Source organism: Kribbella sp. NPDC054772 (genome assembly GCF_053611945.1).
The window spans coordinates 267,909-284,902 of record NZ_JBSHBJ010000006.1 but is presented as its reverse complement, the minus strand read 5'-3'; the positions used below and the strand labels follow the sequence as shown (position 1 = coordinate 284,902).

Below are 16,994 nucleotides of genomic sequence, written 5' to 3'. Positions count from 1 at the left end.
CAGGAACGGACGGTAAGTGCTGAGTATCAAAACCGCAGGTCAGGGCCAGATTCGCGCTACCCACCGCAACCTTCCAGCAGGCACCGAGGAGATCTACACCATCTTCGAAGGCACCTCAGAAATCCAGCGCCTCGTCATCGCCCGAGCCATCTCCGGCATGCGCATCAGGTAAACACCCCCCGGCGCGCTACGCAGGTGCTCCGGTCGCTCCGCTCCGTCCCGCACCTGCTACGCGCTACCCCTCACCCCTGGCTCAGCGCCAGAGCATCCCTTGCCGACTACCGCCGACGGGGTTGCGGGCTATCGCCCGCTTCTCGCGCTACCGCGAGTGCGACTGCTTCGTGGTGGAGGCCAACTGGCCTGGACTAGTGAATTCGCCCACGGCCTCCGGGCTGCGTCCGCTCAGGTACGGGCCGTCGTCCGGCGCCCAGGAGGTAGTTGGGGGGAGCAAGAGATCGGTCGTGCCTCGGAAGGAACCACGCCGGCGGAGACCTAAGTACTCCGCAGTTGCGGTGATGCCAGCAACGTGCGGCTTATCTGGCGCCCGAGCCTGTGCTCGACGTAGCGCACCGGGAACGGCTCGCGCAGCTCCAGGCGTCGCCGTGATCTCTGACGGCACCTGTCAAGGGTGTCTGCAGCTTGCTGCAGAACCCGTAACGGGCAAGGCAGCGTTCGCGATGCCGGTGTTGATGACCGCCCCGTCAGAGGAGCATGAATGAGATTGTTCTGTTTGCTCGTCAGTGCTGTGTTTGTTTTGAGCGTCCCAATAATCAGTACGGCTTCGGCGACTGCTGGATCGGCAGAACCAAGCGCTCTAGGCGTCGTAGCCGGCACGTCTGATCCGACATCTCCGGTTACGCCGACAGGGACACCGAGCGTTCCTGTCCGGAAGGCCGCGTCCGACTACCCGGGACCCCGCCCTCAAGACCCGTTCACGTTCCTGGATCTCGACCAGTGCCGTGCCGAGACGGCAGGACACCAGGAGTTTGCAGAGGAGTTGCGAGGTTTTGCTTTCAACCACTTCCAGTGGTGCGCCTCGACCAAGATCACGCTGTTGACCAATGACGTGAACGACGGCTCTCTGATCGGCGCGGTCCAGTTCCGGGCGACCTTCCTTGCGCAGGCCCCGGAGAATGACCGGCAGTTCACGACTCAGATCCTCATCGACAAGGGTCGCGACAGATGGCCACACACCATGAACCTGGACAACACGAGGCTCCAGTGGAATCCCTCGTGCGAGTTGACTGAACTGAAGGGAACCTGCACCTTCACTCCGGGACACACCGAGCCGCAGTCCATCAGGTATCTCCAGGACCACCCGCAAGCGATCACGCTCCGATCCGAGCAGACCGCATCTTCCGGCAATCCGTACGCGATCATGAAGGGCCTTCTGCGGTTTACCCTGGCCTGGTCGACCGATGCCGGGGTGACCGATCCGGGAGTCGTTCCCCGTGTGCACCAAGGCATTCGCTGTGACTCGGCCGGCGATGTGTCTGGGAGGGTGTACGGGCGTGCATGCATCTTCGACTGGGCGGGATCGGTTCTCCATCTGAACGCGAACGACGAGAACATTGACGAAACAGCCCTTCACATCCGCGACGCCCAGAACGATCCCATGAACGCGGAGCCCAAGCCGCCGACCGGGGTCACCAAGTCGATCCCTTCGATCTTGACTCGGCAGTGGGACGACAAGTTGACTTCCGATCAGCGGCTTGCGTCGAAGGCTGCCTGCGTCAAGGCGTATGGAACCCTGCCGCCGAACTCTGGCAAAGACTGCGATGAGTTCCCCTTTGCAAGCACCAAGGAGGGCTCGTTGGGTGTTGCAGGCCCGGGGCAAGGCGGAACCAACCTGAACTATTCCGTGCGCTACGTGAAGTCGAGTGACAATCAGCTTTCCGGTTCGTGGGTCGGGGCCTGGTACGCAAAGGACCGGCTGCTGCCGGACGATACCTTCAGGGTCGAGATCTTCGATGGGCCCCACGTGCCCGACCAGAACCCCCCACCACCGAAGGCGCAGGCGAATCGATGAGCCAGAACACCCTGATCGGCGCACTGAGTGAGCTCGAAGCGCTGCTGTCCCAGCATCCGCTGCTCAGCGATCAGCTCCTCCCACCTGCGGACTCGGACAAGCTCGCAGCGATCGCTGAGGCCGCGGAGATTCCACTTCCTGACAGCCTTAAGATCCTCTACTCCTGGCATGACGGTGCCCGTAACAGCGACGATGCGTTACCGACCATGTATCTGTTTCCGGACGACTTCCACTTCATGTTCACGGATTGGATCTCCCAGGAGTGGAGGTTCCCGGTGACCTGGTCACGCGATGCCGGCCACCCCGGCCTGCCGTTCGCGAAGCACGACACTGGCATGTTTTTGGTCAACTGCCCGGATGGCACCGTCTGGCGGACCTCGTGGGACCTCATGGTGCCCGGATGGCCGGACGGAACGATGCGCGGCCTCATCAACGGCGTCTGCAACGTCCTCCGCGCCGAAGACGACGACTACGCGGTCGAGATCTCCGATAGCGGACTCAACTGGATAGAGCTGGAGCAGGAATGAACCGCATCCGTACACGAATGACGATCGGCGCCTGCGCCCTGGCAGGTCTGCTGGTAGCCGGAATCGGCCTCCATGCCTCGCAAACACCGGCCGAGGCCACGACCGCGGCCACAATCACTTGTGCTCTCACCTGGAGTACCGGAACTAATCCCGTCAAATCCGCATCCCAGGCGGCGGCGAATTTGCCGCCGCTCACTGTGGTCGGCGGCAAGGGGTACATCAACGCGCCAGCCGTTACCTTGCCCGCACACAAGACCTGCAGCGGAGGCAGTCCGTTCGAAGCCACCTGGACCGCCTATGCCGGAACCACGCCACTGGGCGACATCTGGTTCCTCGACGAGTCACAGGTGACGGAGTACGTGCTCGACGGCGACCCGCTCGGAGTGCGCTCCTGGAAGGGCCATCTTGAGCCTGACGCCGCACAAACCGACGTCACCTTCGTGAACCCACCCGACATCGACTTCCGACTGTCGTCCACCGGCCAACTCGCATCTTGGGCGTTCGGCACCGGCTGCGCAACCATCACCTTCACTGCCGTATCAACGCGCTACGCTGCCAAGTGGAACGGATACGTCTCCAATACCAGCGCCACCGGCTCCATCCAGTACCGCACCGTCGGAAGCAGCACCTGGACCAACGTGGCCACCTTCACCACCGACGCCGCGGGTAAGGCGGCCGTCAGTCGGTCCTTCCCCGGTATCGGCGACTACCGGGTGTGGATGAATGACACTGCCATCACATGGGCGGGGAGCAGCGCCTGGAAGCGGATTCAAAGCACCTGCTAGGCCACCCACGCGACTCCGTGCGCGAGTAGATGTCTTCCGCCAATCCTCATCACGTCTATCTGCGGCGGTTGTCAGCCTTTTATCTTGGTGTTGGGGCTGGCAACCGCCGGGCCGCTCAGACATCTGTCAGGCTGGCGTTCGTTTCGCCGTGGCCGTCCGCCGGCACCGTCTGTACCGGCAGCTCCCTGGAGCCGTGTCAACGCGCAGCTGACGGACGTTTGACTGGCTCTGGCGCGGGGAGGAGTTGGGCGTCGCACCCGTGATGCTGCGCGCGCAGTTTCATGCCGAAATCTCTCGTTACCAAACGGCACGGCAAGCGAGTGATGGGAGCGAGTCGACGGGCGAAATCGATAATGACGCCGTCGGCGTCGGACGGACGCGTTGGGCCAGGGTGGACATAAACCTCGATCGTGGTGTCTCGCCTGCCGGAGCTAGGAAGCCGCTGCGACGGCTTGTCTGGGTTCCCGGGGAGATGCTCGAGCAGCCATTGAATCGACTTGCGGGCCGCAGTCCCGGTGGTCGAGTTCCCTTGCCGCTTGAGGCGGTCGAGTTCGTGAATGGTGACGAGAGGAACCACCAGTGCTACGCCCGCCTCTGTGGCGTCGAGCGAGGTCTGCCAGTCGATGTCGCCGATAGGCAGGTCCTTCGTCAGGAACATGGTTGTGTCGGGCACAGCCAGTACGCAGCTACGGCGGCCCCAGCGAGCGTCTTCAGCGCGCATCCGGTCACGGAGCTGCGCGAACCGATGTTCCAGAGCCTCGGCCTCTTCATGGATGAAGGCAACAAGCCGAGGCATCGCGATATCGGCACCACGGATGCGCCAGTACTCGTCCGTACGGACGTAATCAGACGTTGGGAGTGCTTCACCGTTGACGTCTGGAGACTTGTAGTCGAATACCTGGGCGAGACGACGGCTCAGGTCGTCCGTATGTCGCAGGTAGTCGTCGCGGAATCCATCAAGGCCCTGGCCCGGACTCATACTTCTGATGTTGGACGCGATAGCCGCTCCCTCGTCCAGAAGTTGTGCGGCGCGTTGCGCACCGAGTCCGTCGCGCAGAGGGGGCAGATCCAGCATACGTAGATTGAAGCGGATCCGGGAGTTGGACGCGACTCGAATACTGCGTTGGGCCGCTGGCGAGCTCTGGACCGTGACGAACGTGCCCGACGTCCACCCCCGGTACGCGGTTCGTGGGCCGACCGCGAAACCAAGCGAAACCGCGCTGCAAAGTTGCTGGAGGCAAGTTCTAGCTCCGTGACAGCTCCGTCCGAGGTTGGTGAACGGTGGTCATCGTCGAGACGCAGTGCGACATTAGATCGCAGGCCAGAGGACACAATCGACATCCGTTCGGTGGTCGACCGCGAACCTGGAACAGATCTACACCATCTTCGAAGGCACGTCGGAGATCCAGCGGCTGGTGGTCGCACGGGCGATTTCGGGCATGCGAATCCGCTGACGTTTCCGCAGGTCAGAGGTCGATTCCAGGACCGTCGAGGTCCGGGCCGTCGTCCGCCTCCCAGTAGGTTGCTGGGGCGTGGTCGGCAGTCTGTTCCGTGGGAGAAAGTGGAGAAGAGACGAGCTAGTCGTCGACAGCGACCTCCAAGGTCCCGTGCAAACGATGAACGCGGGAGGCGCGGTCGACGATCTACATCGCGCGTCCAGGTCAGCGATCCAGCCGGCGATCTCGGACGGCCTGATGCTCCCCAACTGGTCAAGGTGTCCGCGGTGTGGAAATGAGTCTGGAATGCAATCCCTAAGAGGAATGTGAACGGGCTCTGCCGGCGGCGGCGGAGGAGGTCTAGAGGTCGCCGTGTTTGCGTACTTCCTTCTCCAGTTCGTCCTTGGACAGGCCCGAGGTACCGGAGAGGTCGGCGTTGTTCGCTTGCTGGGCGAGTTCGCTGCGGGTCATGTCGCCGGGCTGGTCGCCGAGATGTTGTTTGCGGCTGGCGATGAAGGCTTCGCCGAGTTGGGAGCGGCGCTGGTCCGAAAGGTTCGACCGCATGCCGGGCAGGACTTTGGTCTCTTCCTCTTCGACGTGGTGCGAGACGGCGTCGATGAGGTTCTGGAGGACTTTGTCGAACTTGTTCGAGGTTGGGTCGGTCTCGGCGAGCTTGGCCAGCAGTTGGTCCGCCTCGATGTGTTCCTCCTGGCTGTGGGACACCTCTTCCTTCTCGCCGGCTTCGGACGCGGCGACCGGGTACACCTCGGCTTCCTCGGCCCGGCTGTGGGCCGTCAGCAGAGTAGTCAGGACCGGTAGCAGGTTCGGTCGCTTCTCCGGGTTGTCCTTCAGTTCGTCGAACAGCCTCTCGACTTCGCGGTGGTCCTGCATGATCAGGTCGACAACGTCGGTACTCATCACGTCTCCTCTTCAGCTCTTGTCTGCTGCGGCCTTTCCACCCTTCCGGCCGGCCTTCTTTTTCTGCGCGGTCGTGCCACCCTGCTTGCTGTCGCCGCCTTTGCCGCTCTGCTGGCCGCCGTGTTTGCTCGACTGTGGCGAGTTGGCGATCTTCGCGGCGCGCTCCTTGGACATCCCCTTGTCCTTCAGCGCTTCGTACTGCTTCTCGTTCTTCACGTTCGCCGACTTCCCGGGCATGACAACCTCCAACGGACTCGACAGGATCGTGCGAGCGGAAACGCGCCGTTCCGGTACCCGCGGGGAATTCGGGCTAACGCTCGGTCGTACGACGGAGGCCCGTTGACGGCTGAACACAGCGAATGGTGCGGTGTGCGCGAGGGTACTGACGTGCCGTGGGGAACACAGATCAGGAGCTGGTTGCCGGCCGCTATCGGCTTCACGATGTGCTTGGACGTGGCGGGATGGGCGAGGTGTACCGGGCCACGGACGAGGTACTCGATCGCCCGGTAGCGCTTAAACTGATGAGGCCGGTTCCAGGTCTGGATTCGTTGGTCCGACCGGACAGATTTCTGCGGGAAGCGCGTGTCACAGCGCGGATCCAGGATCCGCATGTCGTCGCCACCTACGACTTCGGCCGCGAGCAGGACCGCTACTACATTGCGATGGAACTCGTGAACGGCCGCTCCGTGGCCGAGGAGCTGAAACGGAACGGTCCGTTCTCGGTGGAGATGGCGCTCAGCGTCGTCAGGCAAGCTGCGGCCGGTCTCGCTGCCGCTCACGATCTCGGCATCGTGCACCGCGACGTCAAGGCGGGGAACCTGGTGCTGGCTGCGGACGGGACCGTCAAGCTCGCTGATTTCGGGATCGTCAGAGTCTTGGACGACGAGACGACGACAATGACGTCCAAGGGCCAGATCGTGGGTACGAGTCATTGCCTCGCGCCGGAGCGCGCGCTGGGGCACCCGGCCGAACCTCCGGCGGACGTCTACGCGCTCGGGTGCGTGCTCTATCAACTGGTGACAGGTCATCCGCCGTTCATGGCGGAGTCACCAGCCTCGATCATGTACCAGCACGTGCAGGCCGCACCTTCGCTGCCGAGCGAGCTTCGGCCGCATCTCAGCGGCGAGGTCGACGAGCTGATCCTCTGGATGCTCGACAAGGACCCGAGCCGGCGACCGACCGCGCGTCAGGTCGCGAACGGCGTACCTCCGACGACCTTCGCGGACGCGACGACGGCATGTCTGCCGGTACGTCGAAGCGGGTCGAAGCCGAGGCTTGTCGGGGCGGCTGCACTCCTCGCCTTGGTCTTCGTGGCAACCGCGGGGCTCGTCGTGGAAACCCGAGGCGGCGAGCTGCCGGCAACGAACCAGCTCGCGCCCGCCGACGCCGCCGAGCCGCAGAGGGTCCCACCTTCGACACCGACACCAACACCGACCCCGACGCGTGCATCGACGCGGTCGACACCGGAGGCTGAGCGCAGCGCGCGCACGCACGTTCCAACCACCGTTCCGTCCACGGGCAAGTCGCAGGATCGCGGCACGGGAGTGAACGGAGCCAAGCAGCACAAGGCAAAGGCGCCGAAATCCAAGAAGGCCAAGAAGCCGACGAGCTGAGCTCTCCAGAGACTGGATGGTCAGAAGCCGTGATGGGGTTCGCCGGGCGTCGCGCGTTCCCGCTTCATCTCCGCCTCGAGTTGGTGTGGGTGATCTCCGGTCAGCTCGCGCCGGATCGTGCGGTGATGTGCGGCCCAGGGTTCGTAGTACGTCTGCTCGTAGTCCTCGACGATCTGGAACGTCCACCGCCCGTCGTTGACGTTGCGTCCGACGAGTTCCTTCTCCAGGTCGTCGGCTACCTGCTCGTGACCGGCCTCGCGGAGCAGTCGGACTGCCTCGACCAGTTCGTTGTCTGCCTTGCCCGTCAGCTGATGGAACTCGTACAGCGCCCCGCGTGCCCTGATCACGGTCTCCATCGCCGACGTGAAGGCGCCGACCGCCGCGACCGTCGCGTCGTCCACCCCATCGGGCCGAGCGACTACCCCCGGTAGTTCAGTCATACCTCTGCGGTACCCCGACCGGCCGACCGAGATTCTGCGACACTGAGCTCCTGTGAGCCTCTAGTGGCCCGGTAAGAAGAGGCAGAACGGGTGTCCGTCGGGATCGCGCATGACTCGGACGCCTTGTTGCGGCTGGTGTGCGTCGATGGTGGCGCCGAGGTTCTGGGCGCGCTCGACCTCCCGGTCGAGGTCGTCGACCTGGATGTCGAGATGGGTCTGCATTTGCTGGGTTCCTGGACCTTGCGGCCAGACGGGCGGCACATGGTCGGCTTCGAGCTGGAAGCTCAGTCCGGGGCGCTCCGAGTCGGGGTGGCGCAGACGAACCCATTCGGGCTCTCTGCTGACTTCGATCCAGCCGAGCAGGTCGCGATAGAAGTCGGCGAGCGCCGGCGGATCGGGCGTTCCGAGGACGGTGGCGGCGAGGTTCGCTGTCATGTGCGGTGGCCTTTCGCGTGTTCAGGTCCACGCTGTGCCCAGACAGGCCGCAAATATGCTGTGCCTCTGCGGCGTGTGAGCTCGTGCTACCGGGGCGGGTGGGTACTGGTGGGGTCGACACGGAGAGGGGTCGAGGGATGGCGCGGGCGAACTGGAGTGGATACATCAACTTCGGGCTGGTCTCGGTTCCGGTCGGGCTGTACAGCGCGACCCAGGAGCACGAGATCGACTTCCATCAGTTCCAGAAGGGGACCTCGGACAGGGTCCGGTACAAACGGGTCAATGAGCGGACCGGGCGCGAGGTTCCGTACGACAAGATTGTGAAGGGTCACGACGTCGGTGGCGGGGAGTACGTGATCGTCGAGCCGGACGAATTGGACGACATCGCGCCGGGTAAGTCCCGCTCGCTCGAGATCGACACCTTCGTCGACCTCGACGAGATCGATCCGATGCATTTCCAGAAGAGCTACTACCTCGGACCGTCGGATGCCGAGAACGCGTCGTCGTACGCCTTGCTCCGGGACGCGCTGGCGAAGACGAACCGGGCCGGGATCGCGAAGTTCGTGATGCGCGGCAAGGAGTACCTGGCGACGATCCGCGCCGACGGCAAGGTGCTGGTTCTCGAGACAATGTTCTTCGCCGACGAGATCCGCGACCCGGACGACGAGCTCGGCGACCTGCCGCGCAAGAGTGGCGCCGGCAAGCAGTTGTCGATGGCCGTCGACCTGGTCGAGGCGATGAGCGGTGAATGGAAGCCGGCGGCCTACCAGGACACCTACACCGAGCGGGTGAAAGACCTGGTCAAGGCCAAGCACCAGGGCAAGGATGTCGTGTATTCCGAGGAAGAGCCGCAGGCCACCAACCCAACGGATCTGGTCGCCGCCCTGCGAGCGAGCGTCGATTCCGCCCGCAAGGCCCGCTCAGCCCAGAAGAAGACGCCGCAGAAGAAGACGCCGGCGAAGAAGACATCAGCGAAGAAGACGGCAAAGAAGGCGGCCGCGAAGAAGACGGCCGCGAAGAAGAGTGGGAAGAAAGCGGCCTGAGCGCCCTGACCGTGCCTCGCCACCGTCCTCAAGCAAACCATGCTGAGAGTCGCCTACAAGGCGGGCGGGAGGCAGGGATGAAGGTCAGGCGGTGAGGGCGAGTTGCAGGCGTCCCAGGATGGCGCGGAGCAGCCGGGAGACGTGCATTTGGCTGAGTCCGAGTTCGGCGCCGATCTGCGCCTGGGTGAAGTGCTCGACGAAGCGCATCCGCAAGATGGCGCGATCCCGATCGGGTAGTCCGTCGACGACCGGACGAAGTGAGTGGACTTGGTCGACCAGTTCGTAGGTGTTGCTCGGGTCGGCCGTTTCGCGGATGTGCCGAGCTCCGGTGTCCGAGGGGCGCTCGGCGTCCAACGAGGTCGGATGGAAGCAGCCGCGGGCCTGCTCGGCCTCGGTGATTTCGTCGATGTCGATACCAGTGGCGGCGGCGAGTTCCTGGAGGCTCGGCCAATGGCAGAGGTCGGCCGCCAAACCGGTCTGGGCGGCGTTGATGTGGGACTGGATCTCTTGCAGACGGCGCGGGAGCTTGATGGCCCAGGCGCGGTCTCGGAAGTGGTGCCGGATCCCACCGCGGATCGTTGGCAGCGCGTACGACCTGAAGTCCGAGTCGCCGCTCGGCCGATAGTTGCGTACGGCTTTGATCAGATGTTCGAACGCCACCTGTTCGAGGTCCTCGTCGTCGACACCGCGTCCGCGGTAGCGGCTCGCCAGTGTCCGGGCGAGCGGAAGGCCTGCGAGGATCAGCTTCGCTGAGGAGCTCTTCGCGCCGGGGCCCGTCGGCGGCGTACGCGGTTCGAAGGAGAGATTCCAGTTTCGCCGACTCCGCGCGGCGTGCGGAGAGGGAGGCCGGCTTGCCAACTGCCATGGATTTGTCCTGGGGGTGTCAGCTCCGGACCATCGCGGCAGGTAGTTGTACCGCCGTCCGGCGCCTGTCGGGTACCCACACCTGAAACGTGAGTCGCAGCCCAAGCCCGCCGAATGGGCTCCTGCAACAGGTGGCGGAGAGCAAGCACTAGCTGGGTTCGCGTGCAGCTCGGTGTCGGTGTGGTGCGGATGGGGTATGTTCCTGTCTGCAGGCATGACCGTGGTCCAGATAAGTGCCACGCCGTGACGACAGTCGCGAGGTCATCCAAAATGGTTATCAGCATCATGGAGCGGGCATCTGCCCGTCGTTCCGCCCCGGCCGATCGGGCCGCACGCGAAGCAGCCACCAGAGAACTCATGCAACGCCGGGCTGCCAGCATCGACGAATCCGAGCGTCAGCAGCTGCTCGAAGAGATCGTCGAGCTCAATCTCGAGATGGCCAAGGGCATCGCGCGCCGCTTCCGCGGCCGGGGTGCGGAGGCCGACGACCTCGAGCAGGTCGCCTACCTGGGGCTGGTCAAGGCAGCCCATCACTACCGCCTGGAGGCGGAGACGCCGTTCATCGGCTTCGCCGTCCCGACGATCCGGGGCGAGGTGAAACGGTACTTCCGCGACTGCGCGTGGACCGTTCGGATCCCGCGCCGGCTGCAGGAGCTGCAGGGCACGATCGCGCAGAAAGTGCCGGAATTGGAGCAGCGACTGAACCGCGAGCCGACGCGTGCGGAGCTGGCCGAGTACCTCGAGGTCGAGGTGGCCGAGGTCGATCAGGCGCTGGCGGCGCGGGGGTGTTTCAACGTGCTCTCGCTGGATCGTCCCGCGGAGGCGGACGCGGACCTGACGCTGGCCGATGTGGTCGCCGATGACGACGACGGCGGGGTCGACCGGTTGGAGACGGTCGAGATGCTGCAGCCGGTGCTTGCCGGTCTCAGCGACCGCGACCGGCGAATCCTGCACCTGCGGTTCGTCGAGAGCCGCACGCAGGCCGAGATCGGTCGTGAGATCGGCGTCAGCCAGATGCAGGTTTCCCGGGTGCTCCGGGGCATCCTCGACCGCCTGCGCGACCAGCTCGACCCGGAGCCGATCGCCGCCTAGCCCGATTCCCCTGAACTCGATTCCGGAGCCTGCTCGTTCAAACCCTGCGTGCGGGCGGGCTCCGGATCGCAGCTCAGGCGGGTCGGCGGGTCGTGACGTGCTCGGGTGACGCGGTTTCGAGGGGGATGTTGTCGGCCGGGATGACGCCGAGCTGGGTGGTTCGGCGCCCGAGGGCAGCGTCGAACAGCCACTCGGTCGCGGTGCGGACGCGGTTCCCGGGCATCGAGAGCAGGTGGTACCCGCGGGTGACGGCCTTGGCAGGAAGCCCCGCAATGGGGAGGTGGAAGGGGTCCGCTGCCGCCTGACCGCCGCCGAGGTCGACGACGAAGCCGAGGTCGTTGTGCTTGTAGGGCCTGAGCTCGCCGGTGCCGAACGTGGCGGCGATGTTGTCCGCGACGTGCTTGCCCTGCCGCTGAGCGTGCTGTGCTGTCATCGGCGTCACCTCGCCTGGCCGGGTCAGATCCGGTACGGCGGCCGCGTCTCCACACGCGAAAACGTCCGGGTGCCCGGGTACGCGCAGGTACTCGTCGACGACAAGTCGCCCCTTCTCGGTCTTCAGACCAAGTCCGTCGACCACGGGGTCCGGACGCACGCCGACGCACCAGATCAGCGAACGCGTCGGGATGCTGGTCTTGTCGGTGAGCCGCACACACTGCTCTTCGGCCTCCTCGACCGACACGCCCATCCGGACGTCGACGTCGCGCCGGCGCAGGACCGAGTCCGCCGTCCGCGAGAGTCGCTCGTCGAGCTCGGGGAGGACCCGATCGGCAACATCGAGCAGCATCCAGCGCACCCGCTGCGAGCGCAGCCGCGGATGGCGCTTCTGCAGCAGGGCGGTGTAGAGGACGCCGTGCGCGGCGACCTCGGTTCCGGTGTAGCCGGCACCGACCACGACGAAGGTACACAACGCGTCGCGCAGCGCCTGGTCGTCGGTCGCGTCCGCGAGTTCGATCTGCTGAGTCAGGTGATCGCGAAGGAACACGGCCTCCGGGATGCCGCGGAACCCGTGCGCGTGCTCGGCGACGCCGGGGATCGGGAGCAGCTTGTTCACGCTTCCGGCCGCGATCACCAGCCGGTCGCACCCGAGCTCACCACGGTTGCCCTCGGGATCGGCGTACCGGACTGTCTTGCGCTCGAGGTCGAGGCCGTCGACCTCGCCGAGGACCAGCCGTACGTCGGGCAGCGTGTCGGCGATCGACACAGTCACCTGCCGGGGTTCGAGAAGGCCGGTAGCCACCTCTGGCAGCAGCGGCACATAGAGGAAGTAGTCGGTCGGGTTGACGACCACGATCTCGGCACGTCCTCCGGCCAGCTTGGACAGCCGCCGGGCGGCATGAAACCCGGCGAACCCTGCTCCGACGATCACCACTCTCGGCAAGCTCATACCTGCTCAGTACCAGCTCGTCCATACCCCAAACCCCCAATGACCATCGGCCGTCGGCACCTCGCGCGCCCGATGGCTGTGCAGCAGGAGGCCGAGTCAACGGTGGCCGTTGACATGCCTCGGTCTCGCGTAAGTTCGTGGCGCCCGTCCGCTCAAGTACGGCACCGCACGTCGCGCGGTCGATTGGCACGAATCAGGCTGATCTGCGTGTGGCGATGATCTTCTGGGCGGTGGCACTGGGTTCGAGGTGGGCGTCTTGTGCGTAGCGGCGCATCACGTCGGAGGCCTGGTCGCTGGTGAGGTCGTTGCGTTCCATCAGGATCCCGATCGCCTGTCCGACGAGTTTGCGGGTGTCCATTGCCTGGATGAGGTATGCCTTGTGACGGACGTCCGCGATGGCGATCGAGGCGTGCGACGCGAGGATGTGCGCGATCTCTTCGTCCTCGTGCCCGAAGGCATGGGGTTTGTCGTGGTAGAGCGACAAGGCGCCGATGGGGAAGGGCCCGGTGGCCAGGGGCACGTGCAGCATCGCGTTGATCGGGTGCTCGGCGACGAGCCGGCTCCACAACGGCCACCGGGTGTCGGTGGCGGGATCTGCGACATGCACAGCGACCGCTGAGGTCACAGCGTGCAGCATCGGTCCGTCGCCGACTTCGAGCTGCCAGTTCAGGACGTACGCCACGATGGGGTCGGTCGCGTGGGCGACCTCGATACCGCCGTCGGGGGCCACCACCGAGATTCCTGCGTGTTCACACAGGTCGAGAACCTGTACGGCGTACCGGCCGATGGTCTCGGCGGTTGCCTCGAGTCCCTCGACGGACTCCAGGTCCAGCGCCAGGCGTCCGAACGTTTCGGCCGGGCCTTCGAGTGCGGTGTTCGCACCGGACATTTGACGTCACCTCCGCAGGGTCTGGACGGACGTGTGCCGCTGGTGTCGCCGGGCGAGGACGTAGCAGGTCGCTACGGTTGCCCGACTATCGGCCCCGTACCCGATCGCGCGCGATGTAAGCCACAACGGCAGAAAGTAGCCGGATTCGCGGTGTCGATACCCCCTGTGACGGGCGGTTGCACTCGGCTCCCGGGCGGCAGCCTGCGCCGCCGCCGGACTCAGTCGTCGGGGTCCCGACCTGAGTCACCTGTCAGTGCGGTGCTTCCGAAGTTCCGGGAGAACCTCGGTGCGGTAGAGATTCATCACGTCGGTGGTGTGCGGGCCCATGTTCGCGACGTACACCTCGTCGAAGCCGGCATCGGCGTACGGCGTGAAGGCGTCGAGGTGCACGTCCGCCTTGGGTCCGCAGGCGACGGACCGTGCTGTGGACGCCTCGGTCACCAATTGGCTGGCCTGTTCGAAGTGTCGCGGTGAGGGCAGCACCTGGGCGAGTTCGCCGGGGAGTCCGGAGTTGGCCCAGATCCGGTGTGCCTGCTCGACACCTTCGTCGGCCGTCGGTGCGTAGCTGACCTTGAACCCGGCCTGCGCCGGCTTGCCGCCACCGCCGTGATCGCGGAACCGCCGCAGCAGCCCACGATCGGGTGACGTGGTCAGATACCCGTCGGCGATCCGCGCTGCCACATCTGTTGCCTCCGGCCCGAATCCGGACATGTAGATCGGCAGTGGTCCCTCCGGCCGCGTGTAGATCCGTGCGGTGTCGACCGTGTAGTGCTTGCCGTGGTGGCTGACGAATCCGTCCTCGGTCCACAGCCGCCGCATGATCTCGACGGCCTCTTCCAGCATTTCCAGCCGGATGTCGACCGTCGGCCACACCGTACCGAGGATGTGCTCGTTCAATGCCTCGCCGGTTCCGACGCCGAGCCGGAACCGCCCGTCCAGCAGTACGGCGCTGGTAGCGGCCGCCTGCGCGATGACCGCCGGGTGGATACGCACGGTAGGGCAGGTGACCGCAGTGGTCACCGGGAGCTCACACACCCGGGAGATCGCGCCGATCACCGACCAGACGAACCCGCTCTGTCCCTGCTCGTCGTTCCACGGATGGAAGTGGTCGCTGATCCACAGCCCGTCGAATCCGGACTCCTCGGCCATCCGGGCCTGCTCGACCAACTCGCCCGGCGAGTACTCCTCGCTGGACAGGAAGTATCCGATCTTCACGCGGTCCCTCCGCTCATGGTGATGACGCAGAACTCGTCGTCTCCCGCACCGGGCGCTGGGGTGTGGGAACCGTGGACATGGCTGCCTTCTACGCGGCTAGAAGCCCTCGTACGCAACGGTGCCCGGCGAGCCGCGCTCCATGCGGACCGCGGCGAATGTGGGTCGGTGGGCCGGGCACCGGCTGGAGCACAGACGGCGCGATCCAGCGAGGTGATCGAAGATGACGACCGCGGATGTGTTGATGACAGTCGACATCGACCAGCTCCGGTCGAGATTCTCCGACACCGAGGCGGGGACCGTCGGTTTCGAGGAAGAGCTCCTGCTGGTGCACCGTGATACGTGGCTGCCGGCAGCGGCGGCGGCCGTCGTCGCGGGCATCGACGATCCTCGCGTGAAGCTGGAACTTCCGGCGTGCCAGCTCGAGATCGCGACGACGGTGCATGCCGGCGTTGTGGGTGCAGTCGACGAGCTGAAGGTCTGTCGAGCGTTGGTCGCCGACGCCTGTGATCCCCACCTGATGCCGATTGCGGCGCCCGTGCACCCGCTCTTCGACGGGCCCGCGCCGCTCTCGCACCCGGAGCGGGCGTCCGGACTCGCGGCGCGGTACCGCGAGGTGATCGGTCGGCGGCTGGTCTCTTCGTTCCAGGTCCACCTCGCTTTCGGCGACCCCGACTGCACGCTGGCCGTGTATCACTGGTTGCGGAACGTGCTTCCGGAGCTGGCCGCGCTGGCCGGCGCCGCTCCGTTCGTGGGCGGCCGTGACACAGGACTGTGTTCGGCACGTCCGGTGGTCGCTGCCCAGCTGCCGCGCCAGGGGGTACCACCGATCATCCACTCCTGGGAGCAATTCTCCGCGGACCTTGCCTGGGCGGTGCAAGGAGGAGCCCTGCGGGACGCATCGGAGTGGTGGTGGGAGCTTCGGCCGCATATCGGCTACGGCACGCTCGAGCTGCGAGTTCTCGACGTGCAGCCGACCGTGAAGCAGAACGGCGCGATCGCGCGCCTCGTTTATGCACTCGGTGCGAGGTTCGCGGACCTGTACCGGATGGGTGAGCTCCCAGCGGCGGCGCCGGCGTGGAGGATCGCGGAGAACCGCTGGGTCGCGCTGCGTGACGGCGTACGTGGAGAGCTGCTCGATCTGCACACCGGTGAGGCTCGATCGACCCGGCACTGCTTGCACGAGCTCATCGATGCCGCGGAGCCGTACCTGACGGGCGGTCTGGACGAGGCGCGGAACATGGTCGAGGATCCGCCGGTGGAACACCTCAGGGCGCTCGGTGCCGCGGGCGTCGTTCCTTGGCTTGCAGAAGTGTTCGTCGCGTGAAGCTGGTGAGGTTCGCCGAGGCCTTCGCGCACCTCAGGCGGCGCCGTGGTGGGGAAGGGTGTGGGTGCCGTCGCAGAACGGTGGGATGGCGGTGCGGCCACAGCGGCACAGCGCCACGGTACGGCGGACTGCCGGGATCGGATCGCCGTCCTCGTCCAGTAGCTGGAAGTCGCCGCGGACCAGGATCGGACCCTGCGGGTAGGCGCGGATCTGGGTCGCGCTGTCATCGTTGGCCATGACCGTTCGGTACCCAGGCTTCGTGTGAACTCACCGGAGTTCCTGAGGCATCGACCGGGCCACGATTCGATGCCTCCGGCCCGGGTACCTGCTTGATCGGCGCGCGGGGAGCAGATCCCGAGCTTCTTGCGACACGAGCGCACAGGAGTTGGTAACCATGCAACAGTTGCGGATCCGTCGGCGACCGCGAGTCGCCGCGAGACGGAGGCTGACCGAGGTGCTCGATCTGCGAACCCCTTCAGGTCGGCGCTTGCCGTACTGACGCCTGAACGCGTCTACGGCCGGTCCGGGCGTGGTGGTGGGTACTGGAGGGTATGAGGCTTCGCCGGAGCCGTCCTGAGGAGGATGGATTCACCCGCCGCAAACGTGGGCGCGGGTTCAGCTATCTCGACGTCGATGGTGACCCGATCCGGGACACCGATGTCGTAGAGCGGATCCGGACGCTGGCGATTCCGCCGGCTTGGACCGACGTGTGGATCTGCCCGTATCCGAACGGACACATCCAAGCCACCGGCAACGATGAGGCGGACCGGCGGCAGTACCTTTACCACGACGACTGGCGCTCGGCACAGGATGCTGACAAGCACGACCGCGTCCGGATGCTCGCGCGGAAGTTACCGGCGTTCCGGGAAGCAGTGGACGACGATCTCTCCACCCGCGGACTCGATCGGCGACGGGTGCTGGCGGTTGCGCTGCGGATGCTCGACCACGGCGTCTTCCGGACCGGCAACACGAAGTACGCCGACGAGAACGGAAGTCACGG

Annotated in this window: 18 protein-coding genes and 1 pseudogene; 9 read left to right on the top strand and 10 right to left on the bottom strand. The window is 65.5% G+C overall.

The genetic code is table 11. The features are described from left to right. Positions 1–16: 16 nt before the first annotated feature. The 4 genes from ACWGID_RS13525 to ACWGID_RS13510 all read left to right on the top strand — a co-directional run bounded on the left by ACWGID_RS13525 (position 17) and on the right by ACWGID_RS13510 (position 3,341). On the top strand, positions 17–172 hold the full coding sequence (locus ACWGID_RS13525) for a hypothetical protein (protein WP_452196744.1): 156 nt from the start codon (positions 17–19) through the stop codon (positions 170–172). A 543-nt stretch (positions 173–715) separates the two neighbouring features. Next, on the top strand, positions 716–2,029 hold the full coding sequence (locus ACWGID_RS13520; protein ID WP_452196743.1) for a NucA/NucB deoxyribonuclease domain-containing protein: 1,314 nt from the start codon (positions 716–718) through the stop codon (positions 2,027–2,029). Continuing rightward, positions 2,026–2,556: an SMI1/KNR4 family protein gene (locus ACWGID_RS13515; RefSeq protein WP_452196742.1), complete on the top strand. Its 531-nt coding sequence runs from the start codon at positions 2,026–2,028 to the stop codon at positions 2,554–2,556. The genes ACWGID_RS13520 and ACWGID_RS13515 overlap by 4 nt, the downstream gene beginning before the upstream one ends. Then, complete coding sequence (locus ACWGID_RS13510; RefSeq protein WP_452196741.1) at positions 2,553–3,341, top strand: hypothetical protein; 789 nt, start codon at positions 2,553–2,555, stop codon at positions 3,339–3,341. Before ACWGID_RS13515 ends, ACWGID_RS13510 begins: the two co-directional genes overlap by 4 nt. A 196-nt stretch (positions 3,342–3,537) precedes the next feature. Here ACWGID_RS13510 and ACWGID_RS13505 read toward each other — a convergent pair whose 3' ends face one another. The 3 genes from ACWGID_RS13505 to ACWGID_RS13495 all read right to left on the bottom strand — a co-directional run bounded on the left by ACWGID_RS13505 (position 3,538) and on the right by ACWGID_RS13495 (position 5,932). Further along, positions 3,538–4,416 carry a PIN domain-containing protein gene (locus tag ACWGID_RS13505; RefSeq protein ID WP_452196740.1) on the bottom strand — a complete coding sequence of 293 codons (879 nt, stop codon included), beginning with the start codon at positions 4,414–4,416 and terminating at the stop codon, positions 3,538–3,540. 721 nt (positions 4,417–5,137) lie between these two features. Then, complete coding sequence (locus ACWGID_RS13500) at positions 5,138–5,695, bottom strand: hemerythrin domain-containing protein (RefSeq protein WP_452196739.1); 558 nt, start codon at positions 5,693–5,695, stop codon at positions 5,138–5,140. Between the two features lie 12 nt (positions 5,696–5,707). Next, positions 5,708–5,932 (bottom strand): DUF7218 family protein, encoded by a 225-nt coding sequence (locus ACWGID_RS13495; RefSeq protein ID WP_452196738.1) that lies wholly within the window; start codon positions 5,930–5,932, stop codon positions 5,708–5,710. A 155-nt stretch (positions 5,933–6,087) separates the two neighbouring features. On the opposite strand from ACWGID_RS13495, the gene ACWGID_RS13490 reads away from it, so the two are divergent. Beyond that, a complete protein-coding gene (locus ACWGID_RS13490; RefSeq protein WP_452196737.1) occupies positions 6,088–7,308 on the top strand; it encodes a serine/threonine-protein kinase in 1,221 nt (406 codons plus the stop codon). A 20-nt stretch (positions 7,309–7,328) separates the two neighbouring features. Here the strand turns inward: ACWGID_RS13490 and ACWGID_RS13485 are convergent, their stop codons facing one another. Then, the gene (locus tag ACWGID_RS13485) at positions 7,329–7,748 is read right to left on the bottom strand and encodes a hypothetical protein (RefSeq protein WP_452196736.1); all 420 of its coding nucleotides are present in this window, start codon (positions 7,746–7,748) and stop codon (positions 7,329–7,331) included. A gap of 60 nt (positions 7,749–7,808) precedes the next feature. Continuing rightward, on the bottom strand, positions 7,809–8,183 hold the full coding sequence (locus ACWGID_RS13480) for a VOC family protein (protein WP_452196735.1): 375 nt from the start codon (positions 8,181–8,183) through the stop codon (positions 7,809–7,811). Between the two features lie 137 nt (positions 8,184–8,320). On the opposite strand from ACWGID_RS13480, the gene ku reads away from it, so the two are divergent. Continuing rightward, on the top strand, positions 8,321–9,226 hold the full coding sequence (gene ku / locus ACWGID_RS13475; RefSeq protein WP_452196734.1) for a non-homologous end joining protein Ku: 906 nt from the start codon (positions 8,321–8,323) through the stop codon (positions 9,224–9,226). 84 nt (positions 9,227–9,310) lie between these two features. On the opposite strand, the gene ACWGID_RS13470 is transcribed toward ku, so the two are convergent. Further along, positions 9,311–10,306, bottom strand: a complete 996-nt coding sequence (locus ACWGID_RS13470) for a sigma-70 family RNA polymerase sigma factor (RefSeq protein WP_452196733.1) — start codon at positions 10,304–10,306, stop codon at positions 9,311–9,313. A gap of 54 nt (positions 10,307–10,360) precedes the next feature. Here ACWGID_RS13470 and ACWGID_RS13465 point away from each other — a divergent pair, with 54 nt between their 5' ends. After that, positions 10,361–11,182, top strand: a complete 822-nt coding sequence (locus ACWGID_RS13465) for a SigB/SigF/SigG family RNA polymerase sigma factor (RefSeq protein WP_452196732.1) — start codon at positions 10,361–10,363, stop codon at positions 11,180–11,182. Between the two features lie 73 nt (positions 11,183–11,255). Here ACWGID_RS13465 and ACWGID_RS13460 read toward each other — a convergent pair whose 3' ends face one another. From ACWGID_RS13460 to ACWGID_RS13450, 3 genes are all read right to left on the bottom strand, one after another. Further along, positions 11,256–12,566, bottom strand: coding sequence for an NAD(P)/FAD-dependent oxidoreductase (locus ACWGID_RS13460; RefSeq protein WP_452196731.1), 1,311 nt, complete (start codon positions 12,564–12,566; stop codon positions 11,256–11,258). 193 nt (positions 12,567–12,759) lie between these two features. After that, the gene (locus tag ACWGID_RS13455) at positions 12,760–13,455 is read right to left on the bottom strand and encodes a GAF and ANTAR domain-containing protein (protein WP_452196730.1); all 696 of its coding nucleotides are present in this window, start codon (positions 13,453–13,455) and stop codon (positions 12,760–12,762) included. A 243-nt stretch (positions 13,456–13,698) separates the two neighbouring features. Continuing rightward, positions 13,699–14,670 (bottom strand): TIGR03557 family F420-dependent LLM class oxidoreductase, encoded by a 972-nt coding sequence (locus ACWGID_RS13450; RefSeq protein ID WP_452196729.1) that lies wholly within the window; start codon positions 14,668–14,670, stop codon positions 13,699–13,701. Between the two features lie 220 nt (positions 14,671–14,890). On the opposite strand from ACWGID_RS13450, the gene ACWGID_RS13445 reads away from it, so the two are divergent. Beyond that, positions 14,891–15,994 carry a carboxylate-amine ligase gene (locus tag ACWGID_RS13445; RefSeq protein ID WP_452196728.1) on the top strand — a complete coding sequence of 368 codons (1,104 nt, stop codon included), beginning with the start codon at positions 14,891–14,893 and terminating at the stop codon, positions 15,992–15,994. A 33-nt stretch (positions 15,995–16,027) separates the two neighbouring features. Here the strand turns inward: ACWGID_RS13445 and ACWGID_RS13440 are convergent, their stop codons facing one another. Then, positions 16,028–16,231, bottom strand: a complete 204-nt coding sequence (locus tag ACWGID_RS13440) for a CDGSH iron-sulfur domain-containing protein (protein WP_452196727.1) — start codon at positions 16,229–16,231, stop codon at positions 16,028–16,030. 314 nt (positions 16,232–16,545) lie between these two features. On the opposite strand from ACWGID_RS13440, the pseudogene ACWGID_RS13435 reads away from it, so the two are divergent. Beyond that, positions 16,546–16,938: pseudogene (locus tag ACWGID_RS13435) on the top strand (DNA topoisomerase IB); the annotation flags it as partial. Positions 16,939–16,994 lie beyond the last annotated feature (56 nt).

Bases quoted from the DNA above. Each gene is read 5' to 3' on its own strand.
- ACWGID_RS13495 (WP_452196738.1), bottom strand. From the start codon at position 5,932: ATGCCCGGGAAGTCGGCGAACGTGAAGAACGAGAAGCAGTACGAAGCG.
- ACWGID_RS13445 (WP_452196728.1), top strand. From the start codon at position 14,891: ATGACGACCGCGGATGTGTTGATGACAGTCGACATCGACCAGCTCCGG.
- ACWGID_RS13480 (WP_452196735.1), bottom strand. From the start codon at position 8,183: ATGACAGCGAACCTCGCCGCCACCGTCCTCGGAACGCCCGATCCGCCG.
- ku (WP_452196734.1), top strand. From the start codon at position 8,321: ATGGCGCGGGCGAACTGGAGTGGATACATCAACTTCGGGCTGGTCTCG.
- ACWGID_RS13465 (WP_452196732.1), top strand. From the start codon at position 10,361: ATGGTTATCAGCATCATGGAGCGGGCATCTGCCCGTCGTTCCGCCCCG.
- ACWGID_RS13460 (WP_452196731.1), bottom strand. From the start codon at position 12,566: ATGAGCTTGCCGAGAGTGGTGATCGTCGGAGCAGGGTTCGCCGGGTTT.
- ACWGID_RS13510 (WP_452196741.1), top strand. From the start codon at position 2,553: ATGAACCGCATCCGTACACGAATGACGATCGGCGCCTGCGCCCTGGCA.
- ACWGID_RS13455 (WP_452196730.1), bottom strand. From the start codon at position 13,455: ATGTCCGGTGCGAACACCGCACTCGAAGGCCCGGCCGAAACGTTCGGA.
- ACWGID_RS13485 (WP_452196736.1), bottom strand. From the start codon at position 7,748: ATGACTGAACTACCGGGGGTAGTCGCTCGGCCCGATGGGGTGGACGAC.
- ACWGID_RS13440 (WP_452196727.1), bottom strand. From the start codon at position 16,231: ATGGCCAACGATGACAGCGCGACCCAGATCCGCGCCTACCCGCAGGGT.
- ACWGID_RS13520 (WP_452196743.1), top strand. From the start codon at position 716: ATGAGATTGTTCTGTTTGCTCGTCAGTGCTGTGTTTGTTTTGAGCGTC.
- ACWGID_RS13500 (WP_452196739.1), bottom strand. From the start codon at position 5,695: ATGAGTACCGACGTTGTCGACCTGATCATGCAGGACCACCGCGAAGTC.
- ACWGID_RS13470 (WP_452196733.1), bottom strand. From the start codon at position 10,306: ATGCCTGCAGACAGGAACATACCCCATCCGCACCACACCGACACCGAG.
- ACWGID_RS13505 (WP_452196740.1), bottom strand. From the start codon at position 4,416: ATGCTGGATCTGCCCCCTCTGCGCGACGGACTCGGTGCGCAACGCGCC.
- ACWGID_RS13515 (WP_452196742.1), top strand. From the start codon at position 2,026: ATGAGCCAGAACACCCTGATCGGCGCACTGAGTGAGCTCGAAGCGCTG.